The organism is Tenacibaculum aquaeponti, assembly GCF_057221555.1.
Genome location: NZ_CM170147.1, coordinates 1,840,209 through 1,863,525, shown reverse-complemented (window position 1 = coordinate 1,863,525; position 23,317 = coordinate 1,840,209). Strand labels below are relative to the sequence as shown.

The 23,317-nt window shown below is 34.5% G+C and carries 23 protein-coding genes; 17 read left to right on the top strand and 6 right to left on the bottom strand.

All coding sequences use genetic code 11. From position 1 onward, the window contains the following. From AC2TEO_RS08205 to AC2TEO_RS08195, 3 genes are all read right to left on the bottom strand, one after another. Nucleotides 1-2,706 (bottom strand): DNA methyltransferase, encoded by a 2,706-nt coding sequence (locus tag AC2TEO_RS08205; RefSeq protein ID WP_442267640.1) that lies wholly within the window; start codon nt 2,704-2,706, stop codon nt 1-3. Continuing rightward, the gene (locus AC2TEO_RS08200) at nt 2,706-3,827 is read right to left on the bottom strand and encodes a Fic family protein (protein ID WP_442267639.1); all 1,122 of its coding nucleotides are present in this window, start codon (nt 3,825-3,827) and stop codon (nt 2,706-2,708) included. The genes AC2TEO_RS08205 and AC2TEO_RS08200 overlap by 1 nt, the downstream gene beginning before the upstream one ends. Before the next feature lie 310 nt (nt 3,828-4,137). Next, on the bottom strand, nt 4,138-4,365 hold the full coding sequence (locus AC2TEO_RS08195; RefSeq protein WP_442267638.1) for a helix-turn-helix domain-containing protein: 228 nt from the start codon (nt 4,363-4,365) through the stop codon (nt 4,138-4,140). Nucleotides 4,366-4,479: 114 nt separating this feature from the next. Here AC2TEO_RS08195 and AC2TEO_RS08190 point away from each other — a divergent pair, with 114 nt between their 5' ends. Both AC2TEO_RS08190 and AC2TEO_RS08185 read left to right on the top strand, forming a co-directional pair. Further along, a complete protein-coding gene (locus AC2TEO_RS08190; RefSeq protein ID WP_442267637.1) occupies nt 4,480-4,596 on the top strand; it encodes a hypothetical protein in 117 nt (38 codons plus the stop codon). An 83-nt stretch (nt 4,597-4,679) separates the two neighbouring features. Then, nucleotides 4,680-5,294, top strand: a complete 615-nt coding sequence (locus tag AC2TEO_RS08185) for a hypothetical protein (RefSeq protein WP_442267636.1) — start codon at nt 4,680-4,682, stop codon at nt 5,292-5,294. A 6-nt stretch (nt 5,295-5,300) separates the two neighbouring features. On the opposite strand, the gene AC2TEO_RS08180 is transcribed toward AC2TEO_RS08185, so the two are convergent. Further along, nucleotides 5,301-6,245, bottom strand: a complete 945-nt coding sequence (locus AC2TEO_RS08180) for a BAR domain-containing protein (protein ID WP_442267635.1) — start codon at nt 6,243-6,245, stop codon at nt 5,301-5,303. 365 nt (nt 6,246-6,610) lie between these two features. Between AC2TEO_RS08180 and AC2TEO_RS08175 the strand changes: the two genes are divergently transcribed. From AC2TEO_RS08175 to AC2TEO_RS08150, 6 genes are all read left to right on the top strand, one after another. Next, nucleotides 6,611-7,783 (top strand): hypothetical protein, encoded by a 1,173-nt coding sequence (locus tag AC2TEO_RS08175; protein WP_442267634.1) that lies wholly within the window; start codon nt 6,611-6,613, stop codon nt 7,781-7,783. A 332-nt stretch (nt 7,784-8,115) separates the two neighbouring features. Then, on the top strand, nt 8,116-8,430 hold the full coding sequence (locus tag AC2TEO_RS08170; RefSeq protein WP_442267633.1) for a hypothetical protein: 315 nt from the start codon (nt 8,116-8,118) through the stop codon (nt 8,428-8,430). 125 nt (nt 8,431-8,555) lie between these two features. Further along, nucleotides 8,556-8,927 (top strand): DUF7222 domain-containing protein, encoded by a 372-nt coding sequence (locus AC2TEO_RS08165; RefSeq protein ID WP_442267632.1) that lies wholly within the window; start codon nt 8,556-8,558, stop codon nt 8,925-8,927. Beyond that, nucleotides 8,920-9,375: a JAB domain-containing protein gene (locus AC2TEO_RS08160; RefSeq protein ID WP_442267631.1), complete on the top strand. Its 456-nt coding sequence runs from the start codon at nt 8,920-8,922 to the stop codon at nt 9,373-9,375. Before AC2TEO_RS08165 ends, AC2TEO_RS08160 begins: the two co-directional genes overlap by 8 nt. 291 nt (nt 9,376-9,666) lie before the next feature. After that, entirely contained in the window at nt 9,667-9,924 is a 258-nt protein-coding gene (locus AC2TEO_RS08155) for a hypothetical protein (RefSeq protein WP_442267630.1), read from the top strand. Between the two features lie 191 nt (nt 9,925-10,115). Continuing rightward, nucleotides 10,116-10,694 (top strand): N-6 DNA methylase, encoded by a 579-nt coding sequence (locus AC2TEO_RS08150; protein WP_442267629.1) that lies wholly within the window; start codon nt 10,116-10,118, stop codon nt 10,692-10,694. Here the strand turns inward: AC2TEO_RS08150 and AC2TEO_RS08145 are convergent. Continuing rightward, complete coding sequence (locus AC2TEO_RS08145) at nt 10,678-11,523, bottom strand: hypothetical protein (protein ID WP_442267628.1); 846 nt, start codon at nt 11,521-11,523, stop codon at nt 10,678-10,680. The genes AC2TEO_RS08150 and AC2TEO_RS08145 overlap by 17 nt on opposite strands. 208 nt (nt 11,524-11,731) lie before the next feature. On the opposite strand from AC2TEO_RS08145, the gene AC2TEO_RS08140 reads away from it, so the two are divergent. From AC2TEO_RS08140 to AC2TEO_RS08130, 3 genes are all read left to right on the top strand, one after another. Then, nucleotides 11,732-11,920, top strand: coding sequence for a helix-turn-helix transcriptional regulator (locus AC2TEO_RS08140; RefSeq protein WP_442267627.1), 189 nt, complete (start codon nt 11,732-11,734; stop codon nt 11,918-11,920). Nucleotides 11,921-12,250: 330 nt separating this feature from the next. After that, nucleotides 12,251-13,438, top strand: coding sequence for a tyrosine-type recombinase/integrase (locus AC2TEO_RS08135; RefSeq protein ID WP_484730887.1), 1,188 nt, complete (start codon nt 12,251-12,253; stop codon nt 13,436-13,438). Nucleotides 13,439-13,568: 130 nt separating this feature from the next. Continuing rightward, nucleotides 13,569-14,048 carry a hypothetical protein gene (locus tag AC2TEO_RS08130; protein WP_442267625.1) on the top strand — a complete coding sequence of 160 codons (480 nt, stop codon included), beginning with the start codon at nt 13,569-13,571 and terminating at the stop codon, nt 14,046-14,048. 14 nt (nt 14,049-14,062) lie between these two features. Here AC2TEO_RS08130 and AC2TEO_RS08125 read toward each other — a convergent pair whose 3' ends face one another. Beyond that, the gene (locus tag AC2TEO_RS08125; protein WP_442267624.1) at nt 14,063-17,344 is read right to left on the bottom strand and encodes an NACHT domain-containing protein; all 3,282 of its coding nucleotides are present in this window, start codon (nt 17,342-17,344) and stop codon (nt 14,063-14,065) included. Between the two features lie 173 nt (nt 17,345-17,517). On the opposite strand from AC2TEO_RS08125, the gene AC2TEO_RS08120 reads away from it, so the two are divergent. Genes AC2TEO_RS08120 through AC2TEO_RS08095 form a run of 6 tightly spaced genes read left to right on the top strand, consistent with a single transcriptional unit; the run spans nt 17,518 to nt 23,311 of the window. Then, nucleotides 17,518-18,081: a hypothetical protein gene (locus tag AC2TEO_RS08120; RefSeq protein ID WP_442267623.1), complete on the top strand. Its 564-nt coding sequence runs from the start codon at nt 17,518-17,520 to the stop codon at nt 18,079-18,081. Next, a complete protein-coding gene (locus tag AC2TEO_RS08115) occupies nt 18,020-18,727 on the top strand; it encodes a hypothetical protein (protein ID WP_442267622.1) in 708 nt (235 codons plus the stop codon). Before AC2TEO_RS08120 ends, AC2TEO_RS08115 begins: the two co-directional genes overlap by 62 nt. Before the next feature lie 11 nt (nt 18,728-18,738). Continuing rightward, nucleotides 18,739-19,446 (top strand): hypothetical protein, encoded by a 708-nt coding sequence (locus AC2TEO_RS08110; RefSeq protein ID WP_442267621.1) that lies wholly within the window; start codon nt 18,739-18,741, stop codon nt 19,444-19,446. Beyond that, nucleotides 19,443-20,168 carry a hypothetical protein gene (locus AC2TEO_RS08105; RefSeq protein WP_442267620.1) on the top strand — a complete coding sequence of 242 codons (726 nt, stop codon included), beginning with the start codon at nt 19,443-19,445 and terminating at the stop codon, nt 20,166-20,168. Before AC2TEO_RS08110 ends, AC2TEO_RS08105 begins: the two co-directional genes overlap by 4 nt. 37 nt (nt 20,169-20,205) lie before the next feature. Continuing rightward, nucleotides 20,206-22,947 (top strand): MobF family relaxase, encoded by a 2,742-nt coding sequence (mobF, locus tag AC2TEO_RS08100; RefSeq protein ID WP_442267619.1) that lies wholly within the window; start codon nt 20,206-20,208, stop codon nt 22,945-22,947. Continuing rightward, nucleotides 22,889-23,311, top strand: coding sequence for a hypothetical protein (locus AC2TEO_RS08095; protein ID WP_442267618.1), 423 nt, complete (start codon nt 22,889-22,891; stop codon nt 23,309-23,311). The genes mobF and AC2TEO_RS08095 overlap by 59 nt, the downstream gene beginning before the upstream one ends. Nucleotides 23,312-23,317: the final 6 nt, after the last annotated feature.

Sequence of the window (23,317 nt, the reverse complement as noted above, 5' to 3'; positions counted from 1 at the left end):
TTATTTTTTCGCTGTCTTTTTTCTTATTTTCTTTTGTTTTGCAAAAAGCGTGTCTCTTTTTACCATTTCCTCATACTGTTTGAATAAAAACTCCAAACGTTCGGTATCATTTTTAAAAGGTTGTAAACGGTAACATTGCTCAATGGCTGTATCTAGTTCTTGATGAGCTTTCAACAATCCTTTTGGCATGGTGTCAGGATTATATAATTGCGCCATGGTTTTACTTGGATGTTTTGCTCTTTCATCTAAAATAGCAAATACATAGAGATTCAGATTCTCTTTTTTCTTTTTACTGATTTCAGGAAAGGGAAAAGTATTGTAACACAACTTTGCTGAGTACCTGTAATCTGTTTTTAACTTTCCACTTATTGCCCTTACCCATACTATATGGATTCTTGAATGGATAAAACCGAAAATCCATGGTTCTGCATCATATACAATATTGGTAGCATCAGAAACAATAGTATCAGAGCTAATATATGCTAAGGGAATGTAAGTTCTGTTTTCTGATGAAACTCGTGGAACAATAATACCATCCGTATCTTTGAAAGAAATTTGTCTAAAGCTAAAATCATATTCTGCATAATCTCTGGTAGACTTTGCTTTACTTTCAGAACGAAAAGTAAAAAGTCTGTCTGTTCTTTCTTTAATGAGTGGAATTGCTTTAGCTGTTTTTTCATCCTTTGGTTCTATCCAAAGACAATACCTATGATTTCCATTTAAGAAATCACCTGCACTAGAGTAGTGTTTGATAAATTTCTTACTATCAGGATATTGTGAGGTGAGTTCTTCTGCCTCTTGCTGACTTAAAATTAAATTTCCATCATCAGCAGGCTTATTTCCCATAACTAATGGAGGAAATCCTTTTGGTGGCTTTGATTTTGGAAGTACAATTACACAGGTGTTTTTAATGAGATATGGACCTATACTTTTTACGGTTTCTACATAGTTTTTATCGAACAAAAGAACCTTTTTTACACTTGAAGATGATAGACCTATTATAGCTACCGTAACACCGGCATTGCCTTTGGCATTATTAGTCCATTTAAAGGATTTTACAGCAAAATGGATAAACACATTCAATTCAAATATTCTGCTCCATAAAACTGGAACCTGAACTCCTTGTGTAATAGAATTTGTTGTAACAAAAGCTGCTTTTGCACTTGTTCTTGAGATATACCTTGCAGCTAGTAAAAACCAAGTCCCTATGTAATCAAGACGATTTAAATTCTTTGTGCCAAAAATTCTCCACATATCTTCTCTCTGATCGTCAGAGTGTAAGTTGCTTCCTAAATATGGCGGGTTTCCAATAATATAAGCCTCATCCTCTACTGAAATTGGACAAATTGCTTCCCAATCTATTCTTGTTGCATTCCCTTGTGTAATTTGACCTGCCTCTTTTAAAGGTAATATGGGTTTAGATTTACCGAAATCAAAAAGCATTTCTTCAAATACTCGATTCATTTGGTGTTCTGCTAACCAAAGAGAAAGTATTGCCATTTCATGGGCAAAATCGTCTATTTCAATCCCATAAAATTGCGAGAGCTGAATAGAAGTCCATTTAAAAGTAGGGGAAGTCTCTAAATCAGTAATTTTTTGTAAAACTTTGATCTCTAGTAAACGGATTTCCTTGTATGTAATAATTAAAAAATTACCACTACCACATGCTGGATCAAAGAATTTGATATTAGAAATTCTTCTAATAAGTGCGTTTAACTGTCTTACAGTTGTTGCTTTTTCAAATTCTTCGTATAATTCATCAAGAAACAAAGGTTTAATAAGCTTTAGGATATTAGTTACAGAGGTATAATGCATTCCAAGATCGCTACGGTAATCAGGAATAACTACTGCCTGTATCATTGAACCAAAGATGTCTGGATTAATTTCAGACCAATTAAGATCACCTAATTCAAGTAATATTTTTCGAGCTTTAGTATTAAACTTTGGAGAGTGTACTTTTTGACCAAATAGTCCGCCATTTACATAGGGAAATTTAGCTAAGAAATCTGGATAATTATCTTCACTTTCACTATTTAAGCGATCAAATAAATCATCTAAAAAAGAGTGTGTATCACTTCCGTTTTTAGCAGTATGTTGTGCAAGTGTATTGGTAAAAATGCTTTCCTGCTCAAAAATTTCAGTATCTTCTGCAAAGAAGCAAAATAATAAACGGGATAAAAAGATATTAAGATGATGAATGCTCTCTTTTGAGTTATAAATATTTGGATTTTCCTCAATTAGCAAATCATATAAAGAAGCCATTTTGTACGAGGCATTTCTATCTGCTTCATTATCGTTACTTGAATTATATACTTCGCTACCTGCCAATGGTAAAAAGAAATCGAAATAGTTAGGCAGTTCCTTTATTTCAATATCTAAGTTTTTACCTAATCTTAAATCCTTTGCTACAATTTGTTTATTGTCAGTTAGAATTGCAAATCTTGGTTTGTATTTTAAGATTTGTTCGTCTTTTGCAATGGTATCAATACTGCTTAAGAGTTTTCCAGTAGCCTCTTCTTTAAAAAAGATTTTCTTTTTATAAAGAATCTCACCATCAACCTTTGATAAGTTATAATCTCCTTTTTTTAGCCTTGTTACAGAAGTCCTTGAAATTCCATAAGCAATCAACAAATCAAATATGAATTCGTCTTTTGAAAAGTTGTCTGTTAGATTCTGAACATTATATTTTATTTCGGTTGATTTCATTAAGCTTCTTCTAAATTAATATAATAACGTGTACTTTTTAGCTCTCCTGTTTTAAACAGAATACCTTTACCTACCAAATCTTTTAAATCCCTTGTTGCTGTTGACGCAGAAGTTTTTGCAATGCGCGTATAGTTTTCTGCACTTAAACCACCTTTAAAACCATGATGTCCCTCTCTAAATATACGACGTACAACAGTCGTTTGGCGTTCATTCATTAGATTAGCAAAACGATCAAAGAATTTTGCTTTTTGAATTAAAAACTCAATAATCTGTAAGGTGTTATTTTGAGCATCAATAACTGTCTGACCAAAATACAATAACCATTCTGTAAGGTCTAACTTCATATTATGTTCACCTAGAGATGCATAATAGGCTTTCTTATTGGATTGAATCATTTGGGACAATGAAATCAGGGCAGGGCGACCCAAACTTATAGAAAGAGACTTTTCTGAAATTGCCCGAGCTATCCTTCCATTTCCATCCTCAAAAGGGTGAATAGCTAAAAAATAAAAGTGAGCGATTCCTGATTTTGCCAATAATGAACTAGCACTCATTCCATTTGCGTGTTGCTCATTAAACCAATCGTTAAAAGCTTTCATTTCATGTGCCATACTGTTGGAAGGAGGTGCTTCATAATGTACCGTTTTCTTATCCATCCTTGCACCAGAAACAATTTGCATAGGATCTTCATGCGTTCGGTAGCGACCAATATCAACCAAATCCCTTCTGCCATTGGTAAGCATTCTATGCCATTCAAATAAATATTCGTTTGTTAATGACTCATCATAGGTCTGATATAGATTGACCATCATTTCAGAAATTCCAAACTCGGCAGCAGGTAATTTTCTGTTTTCAACGGCTAATCCTAAATTTTTCTTGATGGACTCCTGAATGCTATCACGATTTAGATACTCACCTTCAATTTCTGAGGTTTTCATGGCTTCATCAGATAATACTTCCACAAGTAACTGATCTTTCTCATCGTTAGATACATGCTTCAAAGCACCTAATGCCATCGCGCTAGATTGAATAAATGCAAGTTCTAACCCTAGCAAAGCCTCTTCATCATAGGTGAAGTTAGGCCATTTATCTTGTTGCCAATTCCATTTAAAAGCTGTCATGAGCTATATCTTTCTTTTTTATAGCTCAAATATAATATTTTTTTGAGCTATAAATAAAGGTTTTTTAGCTCAATTTATATATCGATCCCAATAATAAGGTGGTTTACGATTTTTTTCAAAAAAACACTTGACATAAATATCAAGACTCTGTATAAACTACTACTCATCAACCAATACCTCCCAAAATTCATAAAAATGCTGCTTAAAATCTTGCAGTTTTTTTTCAAGTGTATTGGCAATTCAGCTATTAACAACTGCTACCTGGAAGGGTATTTAAAACACCTCAAGCAGAACGCAAATTTTCATTTGATTAACTCAATTCTTTAAAAAAATCTTCCAAAGTAATTTGATGAATATCTAACAAACGAAAAAGGGTTTCGATCTTGAAGTTTTGACCTTTTTCTAATCTCCAATACTGCTTTCTATCCAAGCCTTTGTCCAAAGCAAAATTCTCATAGCTCGTGTACCCTGCATCTATGCGGAGTTTCTTTATGCGTTCTGCAATACTGGTTATTCTTTTACTGTTATCTATTCCCATACAGTATCGAAATAACCGTAATTTAATTGTTAAAAAATACGGCTTACAAGCCTCTATTAGAAAAAAATCAATATATTTGAGGCATAAAAGCCGTATAAATAAATTATAAAAATCATGTCAAACCACAAACAAAAATGCACGATGTGTAATGGAACGGGGCGTATTTACAATGCCCGAAAAGGAAGTGAAACCTGTCCTACTTGCCAAGGACGCGGATATATTTGGGTATAAAACCAGTATTAAAAGCAATAAAATGGGCATTTCAGTACCTATTTTAAACAATCAATACCGTAAATCTTAACATCTTAATACTTATGACATCACAAGATTGCCCGCACATTGAAATACATGGTATAAACAACCTACAGAAATGGAATAAAATTATGAATGCCAAGAAACAACTAGCAACATTAAGTCTTATTGCCCTTGGTGCCTTTGGCACGTTAAAGGCACAGACATCTAATGACAATTTGTTGGCATTTAATGGCGCTGCTAAAACAGAAGTTACTACCAATAACAATGCTCCAATAATTAAAGTTGGACACGGTGGTGATGCGGAAACACTTTCAATCAAAAATTCTGCATTGGTTCTATACATTTCTGGCGGTACAAAAGACAAATATTCCGCAGAGCAATATGCCAAAATGCTTCAAACCATGTTTAAAGATGCAAAGCGTACCAATTATCCAACTGATATTTCCATTGTATATCAAGAAAGCCAAAAAGATAGGGTTACGCTTGGTTCTGCATACATTAATGGTCGTACTTATGATAAAAATGGTGGAGACTATAAAGATGGTGATGGTATTTTAACGCCTGCTCAGATGGTTAAATTAATACCTGTTTTAACGGCTGAACATGCTAAGAAAAACAATATTGCCGCTGTTAAGAAGCCAGAAGCTGACTCTCCATCTATTGTAATGAATTAAATCAACTTATCCCAAACCAATATCTGATTTGATAACCGGTTCTTGTGGTTGGGTGTTTAGTGCAATATTTTGTTTTGGCTGGATATTCATGCCGTTAGCCACCTCATTAAACGGGTCTTTTATACTACTGGCTTTTTCAGAAAAAGGATCATCAGATACAGTACTTGCAAATGAAGTGGTACTTTCATTATTAAAGGAAGCAAACGGATCGTCATTTGATGTAAGATTATTTGTATGGGCGTAGTTATCCAGTTCATCTTCTCTAATATCCGCTCTAGCTTCGTTTAAAAGAGATGAGCTTCCTTTATTATCAATGCGTACATCAACCAGAGCTTTCTCAGTATTAATGCCATCATGTTTCGCTTGGGCTGTGAGGTCTTTAATTTTTTTAAGTGCTTCCGCTTTATACTCGGCTTCCAATTCTTCCCTTACTTTAGGATCAAGCTTATCCATCAAAGGATCATTGAGTTTATCGTTTAAGTTTTTATTGATGTGATTGTACTTGTCTTTGAGTCTGTCAAAATCGCTTTTTTCCTTACTTAACTGCGTGTTCAATACATCTTTGGCTTCTTTTTCATTTAGGTGAGAAACGTCCTTGTTATATTCGGTTTTCATGAGTAATTGAAACTCTTGAAGATCAAAATCACCTTTAAGGTGATTAAGGTTTTTAATGCGCTCAGCAGCTTTTTCCATCTGAATGCGCGTTTCTTTTAACTTATCAAGTAAGTCCTTAATGCTGTCCTCAAAGTTTTGCAGTTGCTGCATCAAATTAAGTGTTTTAGTAATATCGTCTGATTTTTTATTCTTAAGATCTTTTTCTTGAATTATGTCGGATATGTATGTATTGGCAATATCCACACGATTACCAGATTTTATAGCAAGCAGTAGTTCATTTTCAGCTACCGCCTCAACTGTCGCATTATCCTGTTTGTGTTTGTTATCCTCAGACATTGGTTTTCCCTCATTTCCCCATAGTCACGTAATATTTTGACAGAAAAAGATAAAGTGACGGTTAATTATGGAAACTAATTTTAGATAAATACCCCTAAAATTTTATCTATTTATCCAATTTAAGTGCTCACTAACCTTTTCAGTCCGTATGATTTTTGTTTTAATTTCGATTTATACTTAGATAGCCTAAAGAACGCAGTCACTTGAAAGCAGTATTTTTTTGAAAATGGAATAAAGAGACTTATCCCAAGGAAGGAACACTCTAAATAAAAAAGATTAAAGAAGGATTAAGGTTTCTTGTTTTATAATTATGACCGTGAGATTTCATTGATGCGAGGGCAGGTATTGTGCGTTGGACAAAAGTATTGGCAAGAGATTTAAGGCTTCGTGTAGCAGCCACAAAGATACCGCCTCACAGGTTTCTAAAAGATAGAACTGATATTCTAGAGGGATTGGATGATGATTTATTTACGGCCCTTATCAAAGGTGAGTATGACGGATTGGTAGACCCTAGCCATATCAATTATCTTTATGCAGCTTGTAAAGCAGAGAAAAAAACACATACCCGAAGACAGAGCAAAGAAAAGACTGAAATTCCAAGTGCGAAACGAGATAAAATTAAAGACGAAATAAAACGTACTGGATTAACCATTTCTAGACTTCTAAAGATACATCCCGAAGTCGATATCAACCCTGTCAATGTTCGACTTGTTGTAAACAATAAAATCAATAAATGGTTTGAAAAAGAAATTGATATTATCCTTTCACTTTACGCTCAAAGACCTGATAGGATTGTAAATGAGGAAACTATTTTACAAACCGACAAGGACTGTAAAAAAGGCAAAAGCCAAGCATCATTAAAATCAACATATATTCCTGTAACGGAAGACATGGTGCAACATATAAAACTCGAAGCTAGTCGCACAGGTATAAGTCCCCGCACACTTTCCACAGCGTCTAATTATGATGGCAATTTCCAATTTATCTATAAGCTTTATTGTGGACATCAAAAAAGCATTGCTAAGGATAAGCTAGATACAATTTACAAACTCTATGCACAATTACCCGATAAAAGCGGTAACCTTAAAAGAGGTTGCCGCAACGGATATACCCAAATTACACCAGACATTATTGAAGAAATCGAACACCATATAGAACGTACTGGATTAGGTATTTATCGCTTTATGAATTTGTATGGGCTTAATTACATAGGCATTTCTAATGTTACTAATTGGGTAAAAGGACGCGCTAAAAGTGCTTTGAAAGAGCATGTAGAAACGCTCTTAAATACTTGGAAAACATTACCCGATAATTACTACATCAAAATTATTCCTGAAATGTCCGCTCATGTAAAAAATGAAATTGAACGCACTGGCATTGGTGTGCATAAGATTCTTAGAGGGAATACAGAGGCGAAAAAAGCGGGCATTACCTCATCTCAAATCAAATCGGTAATCGAGTGTACTAGCCTTAAAATGAAAGCTACCATGGTTCATCAAATATTGGCTTTATGGAATGACAAACCAAATAAAAGCTAGCCGAAGCAAATGAGTAAAATAGCAGTTTGTAAACCAGTGCAAATATAGCCTTTCAGCCTTTGCGCTCATGAAAGACCTCGCCCTTCGGGTTGCCGAACATTTTTTCTTGAAAAAAATAACCGCCCAAGTCTTGCCTCTTCCACCGCTGCGGCAATCATAGCCCTGTCTTACAAACAGCTCTTAAACCCAAAAAAAGAAAAAATAATTAAGAAAATAACTCATATCTGAATGGAATATGTCAGGTACATACACCTGCAACCTTTGTTAATGATTTTTTTAATTTTTCCGAGCTAAGCCCTTGTTGAAAAATAGTATTTAAGAAAGGAAAGAACATGGAAAACCATATTTTTTATAGTGAAATCAGAAATCAAATTGTATCTGAATTATTAAGTAGTCCAGGGGATTTGTTAAAAATCAAGCATATCGTACATCTTGAAGACAATGAGCAGTCTCATTTTTCAATTTGTTCAGAAGCAGCAAGGGTCTTTTATGCTGTTCAGGATTTATCAGGTGTCAAAATAATGAATCAATCTCAAGCATTGTCCCATTATTCAAAGAGAATTTTTAAATGCCTAATCAAAAAAAAGAAGCTGGCAGGTATTGATATGGTAACAATTGCCTCTCAGACCATTCAGCAATTTTCTTAAACCTGCCTATGACTGGCTGATAACTCTGGTCAGTTCTTTTTAATAAACCGTATTTCAATTGGTACGCATCTAATCACTTAGATGATGTAACCGCCTGCCTGATTAACAACAAAAAAGGAATCTATATGAACGAAACACTTTTACGAAAAAGCTTGAATTGCATTATTCACAATGAGCCTGACAGCATCAAAGCTTTTGTGGCTAAAGAAGCACTTAGTTGGAGGAATATAAAAGGTTTTTTTATAAACTTAGAAAAACGTAGCTGTACCTCTGGAATGATAAGCACGCTGAATCACTATGACCAAACGCATCGGTTTTTTAATCATTACTATGATGAAATTGAAGCACTGCGAATGGATATCCAAAAGCAAACGGGTACGCCCGTAAAGATCACCTATGATTTAAAAACATCATTATCTTGGTTTGCCTTTGAGCAAACAGCCCATCAAATGGCAAATGATTTAAAGATTTTTGATGGAGGTTCTCAGCATGACTAAAAGAAAAAGCAATATTGAGCATGTGAAACTTGTTTACAGAAATAAGATCAAAGCTTCAGATAGACCAAAAGTTGCATGTAATAGGGATGCCTACAAAATCTTTAGAGAAGATTGGGATGATGACACCATTAATTTGGTGGAAGAATTCAAATTAATGGCTCTTGATAGAAACCTACGGGTAATGTCTATTGCCACGATTTCAAAAGGCGGTATGAGTGGTACTCTTGTTGATCTTAAAATTTTGTTTGCAACAGCTTTATTACGACGAGCAAACCGCATAATTATTGCTCATAATCATCCAAGTGGTAATACAAAACCTAGCAGACAAGATATAGCACTTACCGAGAAAATTAAAAAAGCAGGTGAGATATTGGACTTGCCATTAGATGACCATATTATTGTGACTGATAGTGCTTATGGTTCTATGAATGAACAGGGTTTTATCTGATAAAACTCACAGATTAGCCCTAGTGGCGAGTTCACTAATTAATTTAGGCGTTCCCCCTCACTTGGCTAAGGCTTCGCTTTGCTCACGAGCTTAAAAACCGTTTCCCCAAGTTTTTCTAATTCGATTTCATCTTATTAAAAAAACTTAGGAGATACCCCTCGTTTTTTAAGGCCAAGCCTTCGTACACCCCCTTTTAGCAACCCATTGGTTCTATGGAAGCGACCCACCACGCTAACGCTTTGGTGGTGTGCTTCAAAGAACCACAAAACCATTTTATGAAAGGAACTGAAAATGGAAAACAAAACTGAAACCACAAACAATGAAAACAAACCTAACTGGAGATTGGTACAAGAAAAAGCGTATTACAAAACAGCAAGGAATGGACAGCAGGTTCGTGAAACCAAGAATATAGAACTGGCTGTTGGATGGCAAAAGGCTAATGAAAATGGAACTAACTATATTTCTTGGTCGGATAGTGTAATTCCTGTTTTGCCAGATGTTGACGGGCGCATTGTTACACGCGCTTTTGAAATTACTTACGACAATTAAAGAGCTTAACTATGCAAGGGAATATCTCCCTTGCATAGCTTATTTATGGAGGAAGACCATTGGTAAACTATTTTAACGACTTTGCAAAACCTATTGAACAAATCGGACGAAAACACGGAATTTCAAAAGTATTCAATGATCTATTAACTATGGGTATTTGTTCATTCCATAGCACAAACATACAAAGCCGATTGATACAGAAAGATGAAGATAATGAAGCTTTATATATGGAGACTATCAAGTCCTATACAAAAGAAGAATTAAACGAACTCGCTAAATCTTTAGGAGCTTTACAACTAAATGTGTTTGATAATCCATATTCGGATATTTTGGGTGAATATTTTACACAAAGCATTACCAAAGGACAAAACGGACAGTTTTTTACACCTACTCATGTTTGTGAAATGATGGCTCAAATGACAGTTCCTAATTTAGAAGAAGAAGGAAAACGAATTTTAGACCCTGCATGTGGCTCTGGACGCATGCCACTTGCAGCGGCTAAAATTAATCACAAAAATGAGTTCTTTGGTGCAGATAACGACCAAACCTGTGCAAAAATGGCAACGCTTAATTTCTTTTTAAATGGACTAAAGGGAGAAGTGGCGTGGATGAATAGTCTTACTATGGAATGGTATGGCAGTTGGCAAATCAATATGAATGGATTGGGAATTATTCCCGTTGAAAAAGAGCAATCTTATATATGGAGTGAGGCTCCAAAATTGAAAAAGTCAAATATTAACGAAGACAAACAGCTTACTCTTTTCTCATAGCTGTACCATTAGCAAACCGTTTTGTAAGAATAGGAATGTGATCTAGTAATTGTTTTGGTGAAAAAACGCCATCACCACCTTCATATTCACCACCACTTTTGTCATAATATTTTCCCTGTAAGTATGCAGATATTAGAGTTCTTCTGTTTGAGGAACTTTCTTCATAATACACGTAAATATCTGTTGGATATTGTGTGCGCTTTTTATCTTTAAACATTATACGAAACATTTTAGCATAATCTTCAGCTGAATATTTTTTATCCTGTCCGCCTGATACATGTATTACAATTGCATTTATTTTTGCTGAAAGAAGGTGAGCATCAGAAGATTTTCCTTTTCTTATAAATGAGATACCTTCCGTTTTGTTGGTTTTAAAATCTTTACTATTTAATTTTGCAAACCGCTCAGTTATTACAGGAATATAATTTACTAATTCAGCAGGTGTAAAAACACCATCTCCATTTTCGTATTCGCCTCCATTTTTGTCAAAATTTCTTCGAGAAATAAGTGCTCTAACGGATGTTTTTCTATCCTTACCACTTTCCTCATAACGCACATAGATTTCTGTTGGATATTGAGTGTACTTTTTATCTTTAAACATTAAGTGAAACATTTTTGCATAGTCTGTGGCGGAATATTTAGGATCTTTACCTCCTGAGATATGAAGAACAATTACTGGAAATAGAGCTGAAATATCCACTGCTTGCCCTGCTGTACCTTTTGCTATTAATGGTAAATCTTCGACACCTATATTCTTAGTTTTTGAATCTTTTTGCGCGTAAACAGCAATACTAAAAAATAAAAGCAGAAAAGCAATTCTTAATTTCATAAATGGCTGTAAGTTTTGAGGTTATCCAAACAAAAATAACAACTTTTTATGAACCAATTTTGCGCATCTCATCAATTGATAGAGAAATTAATTTTTAGGACAGACATCACGTCAGGGGAGATCAATCCCCTGAATATGTGACGCTTCATGAGTTTTATTTGCACCATAAATAACAATCTATAAAGCCCATCAACAAAGAGAGGTAAACATGCCAAATCGTATCTTGAAATTACCAGAGGTTATTCAAAAAACAGGATTGTCTAGATCAACCATATACGCCTACAAAAAAGAAGGAATATTTCCTGAACCGATTAAACTCGGAAGAAGAAGTGTAGGATGGATTGAACAGGATATAGAAAACTGGATTGAAGAAAAAAGAGTGAGTTATTCAATTTGACAAGGGATTCTGGTATACTAAATGATGTACCAACAGGAATAACCCTGAATGTTATAGCAATTGTTTGTGGGGGTATTTTAGGGGGTATCAGATTTTTTAGGTTTACCAAAAGTGTTTTGATTCAAACGGTTAATGCGTTCATTCGTGTTCCTGCGCGATCACCACTTACTCTTCCAAAGAAATCTAAAAAACTCCCCAAACCCCATACTAAATAAGCTTTTCAGGAGAATTATTCTTCCGAGTAAGTCCATGAGGATTTACAGAAATCTATCCTATATGGGGGTATTTCTGGGGGTACTGAATCAATTTAGAGAAAGGATGATACCCCCAATGCAACTAACTGACCTACAATGCAAAAAGTTAAAACCTAAAAATCGAGAGTATAAAAAAGCCGATGGCAGGGGTTTATTTATGCTTATCAAGCCAAATGGCTCAAAGCTTTGGCGTTATAAATACCGAATAGAAAGAAAAGAAAAGCTGTATAGTATTGGAATGTACCCTGAATATTCTTTAGCAGAAGCCCGAAATATCCATCAATCTCTACATAAAATGGTTACAGAAGGTATAGACCCTATTGCATATAACAAGAACAAGAAGCAAAAAGAGCTTCAAGAAAAGGGGCAAACATTTTCAATGATAACTTATCAATGGTTGGCAAAGCATAAGCAGGAAGTTAAGCACCAAACTTATGAAACAAAAAAAAGCAGAATTGAAAAATATATTTTACCGTCTTTGGGAAATATCCCAATAAGAGAACTAAGCTCTCAAGATATTCTTTCTATGATAAAAAAGATTGAGCAAAGAGGGACGTTTGAGATTTCAAAAAGAGCAAAACAACATTGTTCACAAATTTTGAGGTATGCATTGGCATGTGGACTGGTAGAACGAGATTATACCGTTGATATTAAAGATGCACTGGTAAAACATAAAATCAAGCATCAACCTGCATTGATTAAGCCAGAAGATGTAAAAGATTTTTTAGATGCGTTTCAGCGTAATGATGCACGATTACATAAACAAACAAGACTTGCTCTTGAAATGCTGATGCTTACGTTTGTTCGTCCCGTTGAAATGGCAGAAGCGAAATGGGAAGAATTTAATTTAAATGAGAATAAATGGGTTATTCCACCAGAGAGAATGAAAATGGGAGAAGAACATATTGTACCATTGTCAAAACAAGCAATACGAATTTTACATGAGTTAAAAGAACTCAATGGAAATAGAGAGCATTTGTTTATCAATCAGCGTGACCCAAAAAGACCTATGAGTAGAGATACGTTTTCAAATGCTATTAGATTGCTAGGTTTTCAGGGACGTCATACAGGACATGGATTTAGAGCTATGGCAGAAACATTGATTCAAGAACAGTTAGAATATGATTTTTCTGTTGTAGATCGACAATTGGCTCATAAACCCAAAGGCTCATTGGGAGCTACCTATAACAGGGCGCAGTTTTTAGAAAAAAGAACCCTAATGATGCAAGATTGGGCGGATTACATAGACAGACTTAAGTTTTAAAATTTATCAATGCAAATAATTGACATAATACTTAAAATGGAGTATTGTTCATTACCATAAGCATAGGGAGAGGTTAATGCCGCTATTATTATCACAGGATCTTAGAAATTATTTTCATCATGTTGCAAGTTTGAAAACGCATGTGTTTCATCGTAAACGTCGCAAAGCATACATAGCTAATAGTAATAAAGAATTGATAGAAGATTTAAAAAAGGATGGTGCATATTCTGGAATAAATGGAGAAACCCTGAGAGATTTAAAACTTCAACTAATAAATTTTAAATGGGATGTTGAGCTAAGTATGCTTAGTCATAAAACTACAGTTTTATATGAATGTGGTGAGACCGAATTAGGAGTAGAAGATTTTGAGGCTTTCAAACAGTTTATTAACAATGAAATTGCTAAACGTCCAGAACCAACATTAACGGATCATGAAAAAGTATTAAGATATCTAGACTATAAACAAAAGAGAGAAGAATTTAGCATAAGGAACGCTATCAATAGTGATTACTATAAAATTAATCAGGATGAAAGTGTTTTCTCAGATGAATTCAAAGAAACACTAACTGCCTATAAAAATTGGGTTTCGGCTGATTTTGGGCCTCCATAGATAAGTTATTAACCTCAATCACTCATAATAAACTCCCCTTTAATAGTCGCTGTCCTTATAACAACAGAGATAAAATAATTTACTACATTATTGTGGCAAAAACTTTGTTCAATGAATTTAATTAATTCTTGTCCACTTATGGATGTTGTCAAAAGTAAGTATTTGATAAGTAAACTTACAAAACTATTAGCCCATGCATCATCAAACTTTTTACTCTCTACTATTGCTCTTATACAATCAATTAGACATCCTTTTAGCCAGCTAATATAATAATCATTGGGTACATGATTCAAATGGAGAAGGTACTCGATGGAATTACTCTTATCCAAGTAAGAGGCTTGCTCATCAATTATAATAGACCAGGCTAACTCTACAAAATCACCAGTATTGTATTCTTTGAGATGTGACCAAAATAGAAATGAAAATTCAGTTCTATCAAATTCTTCAGATGATTTTGTAAACGCTTCTTCTAGTAATTGAGGTACAAATAAGAATTCATTTATAGTAGAAAAATGCTTATACGATCTATAGAGTAACATATATATATGTGGTGTCATTTGATAGCCAATATCGCCTTTATAATTTTGAATTTTTTTTATCAAATGTATACTCGTCATAGGGATATATGAAATTGACTTAAGGATTATAGCAGCAGCTTTAGTCTGAATATTCTGAACTGCCCAGTTGAATAACTTTCCAATACTCTTGGCATCTTTAAAGGAAGAACAAATTGAAACTATAGCTGTTTTTAATTTGCTATCATGAGTATCTGTTGTTACTATTTGTTCAAGCTTTGACTCAACATTTTTCTCGATAGAGAATCCTTTTAGAAGGTAAATCACTAATCTAAACTGATTTGGATAAGGTGGCTTTTGTTTTAATAACCAATCACAAAGCATCTTTTTTGTTTTAATATCAATACGATTAGCCGTATTAATTATACGTGAAAAATGTTCGGGAGCTATAATAGAATCTTCACATCCATTAATGAGATGATTTGCCAGAACGCAAAGAACTTTAGGACTGCCAATAGTTGTAAGAGCAAATGTAGCGGTACTAGCAAAAATAGAGCGATTTAAAAAAGGAATGATTGTCTCAATAAATCGGTCATCTCGTAAAGAGGCAATATTACACATGGCACTTATTACATTAAGTTCATTTTCATTATCCCAATTGTCTATTATTTTTAAGAATCTCAACCTATCCTGTTTACTCATAGTGTGAAAACTAACTTCTTTCTTACTCCAAGTAGGACTAGTTAGACGAGTATAAAAATCAGACGCCCATAATTGAGGTACGGAGTAACGTAAATTACTCCATTTAATTGAAGGGATTCGATTTGACAAATCTTTAATAAGATATTCATTTTCTGACTCTAATAATAGGGAAAGGATGTCTTGGTACCTGGGATGACCATTTAACGCATAGTTTATTAATATTTCATAAATGTTAATCCCTATATCATTTGTATCTCTTAAAGAGGCTCCTTTAGAAACTTGTATCTTCGCTAAGATATACCATCCATTTCCAGTTCGTTCACGTTTAATCCATTTTAAGTGTTCTTTAAGCTCTTTATTTATTACATCTTCTGTGTCAGTATTCATTGAACATCCCGCTAAAAGACAAGTCACCTCTAGCCATTCAAAGTCAAAAGCTCTTTCTTGCATAAATCGTTTAACCCAAGTAATACCTTTATTATTAATACTAAGAGCTGTAAAATATTCTTGTAAATTTAAGTGTGTAAATTCAAATACTCCTGGGCTCGTTCCAATTTCATTTAAAAACCTAGATTGTTTTAATACTTTTTTTACAAAATCATTTTTAGGTAAGACTCCTTTAATTAATTTTTGCTCAGATGAAAATGAAAGTATCTCTGCAAAATGCGTAATGATTTCTAGATGTTCTTCTTCTAATACATCATCGTGATTTTCGTTGTAATCCAACTGAATTAGCTTTACTAAATAGAAAAATACTTTTGCTTTTGTAAGTTCTGTAATTTCAACTGATTTTTCTTTGGAAATTAGATAGTTAATTACCTCACACAGTATGATTAACATAAAAGGTGTCGTTGCCAATTGCCTAATTGTTCTATTAATGAATAATACTCTAAGTATCTCACTTTGATGCAGTTTGCCAGGGTTTAAACTACAGTACTGAGCTACTAAATGCTTCATTGAGGAGGGAGCTAAAGGAATAATATCATAAAAAGATACTGTCCCTAAACGGGATATTTTACTGAGTCCACTGGACCTAGAAGTGATGATTACTTTTTTATTTGACAGCTTACTCCTAATCTGGTTGATAATAGATTTTCTTTGTTTAGGTGAAACCTCATCCAGCCCATCAAACAAAAATATAGGATTTAGCTCTTTTTTGATTACAATATCTTCAAGTAGAAGCCCTTTGTATATTGCCGTGTCTAAATTGTAATTTAGATATGCTTGAAAGAAATAAGTATAAAAAGAATGTGTTGGATGATGATTAAAAAATTTCTCTAGATCATGTAAAGAGAAATAAAGAGCAAAGTCGTAATCCGTAATATGTCCAAAACAAACTTGTTTTAATAGCCATTTTAAGCTGCACGTCTTTCCGCTCCCAGGCACCCCAATAAGGACTGACCATTGGGATGTATCTGCAAAAAGAGATTGAATTGAAATTGAATTGAATGATTTCTCATGTAAACCTTTTGAAATCTCAAATTCTCTCATTTCACTAGTCTGGGATGCCATTCTTTCCCTAATGTTTAAGGGGGATAAATGGATAGGCTGATACAATTCATCACTAGATAGTTGAGCGTGTAGAAGTAATTGAACAGGATTCCATTTCGGGTCTTCAAGGACTTGTTTTTTCCATTTTTCCAGTTCCGTTTTTATAATTGTTCTTGGGGTTGTTTCAGTTAGTAGTTCTTTATGAGTTTCTTGGGATAAGTCTTGAGTAATTTCAGGTTGAATTCCATAAATCTTTCTATCTATATAATCCTTAGCGGAGTTGTAACCCAGATAGATTGCAAAACAATTCTTAGTGTGTTTGTTCCCTTTCGATCTCCTATATTTAAATATATTTTCAACTGTAGCGGCACTTATAGAGCCTATATATAATCGATTCTCTTTAGTCCGTTTTGCGCGCAAAATATTTCCTAAGTAATAATCGTTTTTTACTTTATTCAATAATGTAGCTTCAAGATCGCTTACAAATTCTTCACTTATGCTTCTAGACCAAGAGCTAGGGTTTCCCCTTCTAAATTGTTGCGCTAGGTCCTCAGCAATATTTTTCCAAAAAACATCTAGTTGATCCATCTAATAGCTGGTTTTTTTTAAGAGGTTTTTAGATGCAATACCATTTTGCAAAGACTTTGCAAATAAAATGCAAAAACTCTGCAAATATCTGTCTATCAATTACCTCGAAATTTGCATCAGTAACCTAATTAATCACGGTTAAAAATAATTAATTAAAACAAAATCACATCATTATGATTTTCAAAAAAAAGAAAAGGAATCCATCGCTGATCATACCAGTAAGTAGTGTTTCCGAAAAAAAGAAAACCTCGTCAAATAGTTTAGGCATAGAGATGAAACCATTTCACCGAGACAATGATTTGAACGTAACAAAGCACGATAAACTTGTTCGTCAAGTAGAGAGTAAACTTCCCTTAACAATTAAGGGTGTAAGACGTTTTCCTGTGGAAGTGGTCAAACAAGACATTACCAATCTTTGTGAGAAAGCCTTACACCAGATTCAAGCTGATCTAGGTACAGTTCGACTGGTTGTAGCGCAAGGGCAATCCAAATTTAAACACAGGCTAGCCAATTTTGATAAAGAAGCCCTTAAACAAAAATATAAGGAAGAACACTTACAAAAACATTCAGGGGCACTTCAAGAAAAAAGAAATAAGCTCACAGAATATGTCGAGGCGCAAAAAGCAAAAAGACATTTGATTTTAGAACAGTTAAACCAATTAAAACACGAAACACATGACTATTTATTCGAAAAATGCAAAGGCGAAGCGCCAAAAAAGAGCTGGTACAATGCTTAAAATAAACTGGTACATACTATTTGTAGGGACACTGGGATTTGTTGAACTCATCTTGAATTTTTTCGGGCTTCAGCACCTTGGAGGTGAAAATATTTCTAATATCTTTTTGCTTCCATTATCAATAGCCTTGTCATTGGCTATGATGTTTTCAGCACATTATGCAGGCGAAGCTTTGCAAAATCGTTTGTTAAAGGCAGCAATCATAGCTTTTGTTTTGGGAATTCTGTTTTTAGGAATTATAGCGTATATCCGATTTATCTCTGATTCTTCATTTATCCTTACACTAGCCAATTTAGGATTTTATGGCACTATTGCCTATGTCAGTTATTTAAGAGCTGAACATCAACCTCATTTTGATAAACAGAAAAAGATAGAAGCTAAAAGTATGGAAGATGCTAGAATTCGATCAGGAATTGAGCGTGAACAAAAATCGTATGAGCATGAAGTTAATGCAATAAAAGTTGAAGGTGAAACTTATGCGGCTCAGAGAGTGCAAGATGAATTTGATTTTATAGAGAATGCTATTAGTGAAGCAGCTCATATCATCGAAGTTACTGATGGATATGAGGCACATAGAACAAAACAATTAAGAAATATTGAAAAAGCGGCTTATAACGCCTGCGATAAAAATAACTATTCCAACTAAAATTTTAAAAGATGAGACAAGTTTATATTGGTCTTATGTTCGTTTTGATGGGCTGCACCACATCACCTAAAAGTGATGCAGTCCTGATTTTCGATCAGACTGAAAAAAGAGAACCACTGAATGAAAATAGCCTGTTTTCGATATACCGTAACATCTCACACGGACAAATAACGATGACGGAAATTAGAGATCAATCTATCTCTAAAAGCACCGTAATTGTTAAAGAAGAAAGCCCATCCTACTTTTTAAGGGTAGAGAGTGAACAGCATGAAAAAGAGCTAAAATTTGAAAAGGATTTTATAAACGGATTACAGCTTTATGATGTACCTAATCAGGAACTATCCAAAAGTTATGTATATAGTGTTTTTGCAGAACACTTGTACAAACTGATGGAATCAAACGCAGATCGAAAAAGCATATTGGCGTTTAGCGATTCATTTGAAAATGCGGAATTCAGTTTCTACAAATACCGTAAGAATCCTTTGAAAATTAGAGATGATTATCAGAACATAGTAGCTGAATTAGAAAAACATGACCCTCGGATTAAGGATGCAGACTTATCAGGAATTGTTATTTCAGTAGTGTTTCATCCAAGTAAAAAAGACGATTCACTTTTTAGAGAAGTAAGACAGTTTTGGACACGCTATTACGAGTCAAAAAATGCAGGAATTGAGTTTGTAACTAGTTTAGAAAATAGCTCATTAATACAAGGATTATGATTACCCAAAAATCCAATCATAACATTACACCTCGCAAAACGGTTAAAGTTTCAGATGCAGCTATTTTATTCGCAGCAGTATATCAAACACAATTTTGGAAAACGCTGTTATATAAATCTTGGAAAGAAACGCTCTTGCTTTTAGCCAGATACTATTTCCGTTTTAACAAAGCCATACACGCCATGTTGTTTTGGTCACCCATTCGTTTTAGAGCGGGAAGCGCAACTATTGGGGTACTGGCTATAATGTTTGGAGTTAGCCTATTACTGAGTTGTAATAGCATGGATGTACCTATCTTACTAAAGCCTATAGTAGCATTTTGTGTTCCATTAGTTCCATTTTTTAAAACACAAGATGAGCTTTACAGATTAGTTTTTGTTGATATCCATTCATGCTATTTGTTGATTTATACAGGATTATTTGTCGTATCAGGATTTATCCATTTGATAATAGTTTGGCTTGGATTTTCTAATCCAAGTCAGACCAAACGAGGAAATAGCTTAATCGTTTTAGTGCTTTCAAGATGGATGCCTGTAAATGAATTTCTGATTTGTGGCCTTGTAGAACCACTATTGGGTATAGGGCTTGGTCTTGCTACTTGGCACTATGCAGATGATGTGTGTTTTGGAATTTTCATGATACTGATTTCTATGTCAGAAGCTGCTCAACAATGGTTGGACAAAGCTTATCAAATGCATACCCAGTCTGTTTTAAAAGCATAATTCACAAACAACTCAACTAAAATTTAAAAAGAAACCAATGCTCGGAATCTATAAATCATATAATGGTCAGGCTGCTGCCGATTACTTTAAAAACTCTTTGAGTAAAGAAGGAAACTATTATCAAGAGAAGGAAGTAGTCGCACATTGGGATGGAAAAACAGGTGTCAAGTTAATGCTACATGGAAGTAGGGTTACTGGTGAAGTTTTTAGTGATTTCGTTCATAATAAACATTATGGAACAAAGGATAGACTTACTGTTATAAACGCAAAAAATCGTAGAGCAGGTTATGATTTTACTTTTTCAGCCCCTAAATCAGCTTCTGTTTTATATGGTATAACCAAAGACCCTGATATTTTGAGTGCACATCGTTATGCCTATCGCAGTACAATGCAGGAAATAGAAAAACATATACAGACACAGGCAAATACACAAAAACAACGAGGCTTTATAACTACAGGTAATATCATTTATGCAGCATTTGATCATTTTGAGAGTCGTCCTGTAGAGGTGCATCATAAAGGGAGAGTTTTATATATTCCAGATATGCAGATGCATACCCATTGCTATGTGCCTAATGTGACATGGGTAGAAGAAAAAAAACGTTTTCAAGCCATTGAGACTGGAAATATTCATAAGCTCGCACCTTATTTTGAAGCCTATTATCATGCACTAATGAGTCATCGCCTGAATGAATTGGGTTATATAACAGCACGAACTCATGAGCGATGGGAGATTTCAGGAGTATCCAGAGCTATTATTGAACGTTATTCCAATCGTGGTAAGCAAATCGATTTGGTAGCAAAAGAAAAAGGAATTACTAGCCTAAAAGAAAAAGCAAAGCTAGCAGTAATCACAAGAAATTCTAAGGGAAAAGCAGTTGATGACAAGCAGCTTTATGAGCTTTGGAAAGCTCGTTTGAGTGAAAAAGAATTTAGCACATTACAAAACATAAAGAATAGTCCTCAACATGAGATCAATTCTATATCTGCTAAAGAAGCTGTAGAAAGAAGCCTTGAACATTTTTTGGAAAGACAATCCACAGCGCATGAAAAGCGCGTACTTGGTCATGCTCTAAGCTTGGGATACGGAACACTATTGCCAGAAGAGGTGACTCAAGCGTTGAATGAGAGAGAGGATATTCTGAGGTCAGAAGATCAGACTATTTCTATCATTACCACTCGTGAAATGGTACGTGCCGAAAATAAAATGATTGAACTTGCTGCAAATACCAAAGGCAAGTTTAAACCAATCCATCCGAATTATAAACCTAAGCGAGATTTTCTAAATGAGGGACAAATGAATGCTGTTAAGGCAGCACTTAGTTCCCCTGATTTTATAACAGGCATTCAAGGAAATGCAGGAGCAGGGAAAACAACTTTGCTTAGTGAAATAGCAGATGGAGTGAAACAAAAAAATAAAACGTTGGTAAGTATTGCTCCGTCCTCACAAGCAGTAGAAGTGCTTAGAAAAGAAGGTTTTGATGCTTACACGGTAGCAGCTTTTCTGGTGAATTCAAAGGTGAGGCAAAAGATAAGAAATGGTGTGCTTTTGTATGATGAAGCGGGGCTTAGTGGTGTAAAATCCATGACACAGGTTTTAGAAAAAGCCCAAGCGCAGAATGCACAAGTAATTTTAAGTGGAGACACCAAACAGCATAATGCTCCTGGGGAATATGGTGATGCGTTTTATATGTTGCAAAAAAGTGCACAGATAAGAACTGCCCATGTTAAAGAAAATATGAGACAAGAGCCAAAAGAGTACCGTAAGGCGGTAAATCAAATTGCTAGCGGAAATATACGCGGTGGTTATCAAACTTTAGATAAAATGAACGCTATACAGGAAATCCCTGATACAGATCAGCGTTTAAATCAAATTGCAGATGATTATTTAAGCTCTATTCAAAAAAAACGAAGTGCCTTAATTGTGAGTCCAACCCATGCAGAAGGTGATCAGATTACAGCTATTGTTCGTCAAAAACTAAAAGAAAAAGGAGTTGTCAAAGGAAAGGAACGTTCTTTTGAAACTCTTAAAAATTTATCTTTTACAGAGAGTCAAAAGAAAGATTTGGTGAATTATCAGCAAGGTCAAATCATTCGTTTTACTAAAAACCAGAAAGGTGGGTTTAAGGCTGGTACTCATTATGAGGTAGTTTCCCAAACAACTAAGAAAACTGTTGAAGTTCGAGATGTAAAAACAAAGCAAGTATTAGAGCTTCCTTATAATACACCGACACATTTTTCAGTATATCAAAAAACACAAACACAAATTGCAGTAGGTGATTTAATCCGGCCTACTGAGAATTTAAAATCTAAAGAAAATACTAAAATCAATAACGGCACACCACAAAAGGTAAAAGGATTTGTAGGTGGGGATATTAAACTAGCCAAAGGCAAAACTTTAGATAAAAACAGTTATCATTTCAAACACGGCTATGTAGATACCAGTCATTCCAGTCAGGGGAAAACGGCTAGCGATGTGTATATCAGTATGACAGATATGTCCTTTGGTGGAGTGAATGAGCAGAGTTTTTATGTTGGTGTGTCAAGAGGAAAAAATAAAATACAGCTTTATACCTCAGACAAGCAGGAACTTAAAAAAGCCATGGTAAGAAGTGCTCAGCGAACCACGGCACGAGATATTGAAAAAGAACATGCACAGCATATTCATAGACAAAAACAGCGCGATTATCATCAAAATATTCATAGACAAAAAGAACAATATGACATTTCAAAACAAAGAGACAAAACCATTGAGAGGCATATTTCCCGTAGAATCTAAACAAGAGTTGCCAAATGTATCGAAAGAATTTTCAGCGGAGAATCAATTTTATGCTGTGGCTTTGGAAGAAGAAATCATAAAGAAGTTTATGATTATTCTAAGGTCAGGAAGAAAGTTTAGAGTGCCATACGCCACATTACCCATTACAGAGTTATCCGATAAAAATGATGCACTTTTTATCATGGCGTATCAGCTTTTAATCATCATAAAAGGTAGAAATATCGCACCTATTGACGAGGCTCTAGCATCAGAATCCCTGTTATGGGTTTCTGAGAGTTTTTCAGAAAAAGATGATGGGATATCACCGGTATTTATTTCCAATATAACCATTGAGGGAAAAGCTATTAGTAAACAAGTAGATTGATTTTAA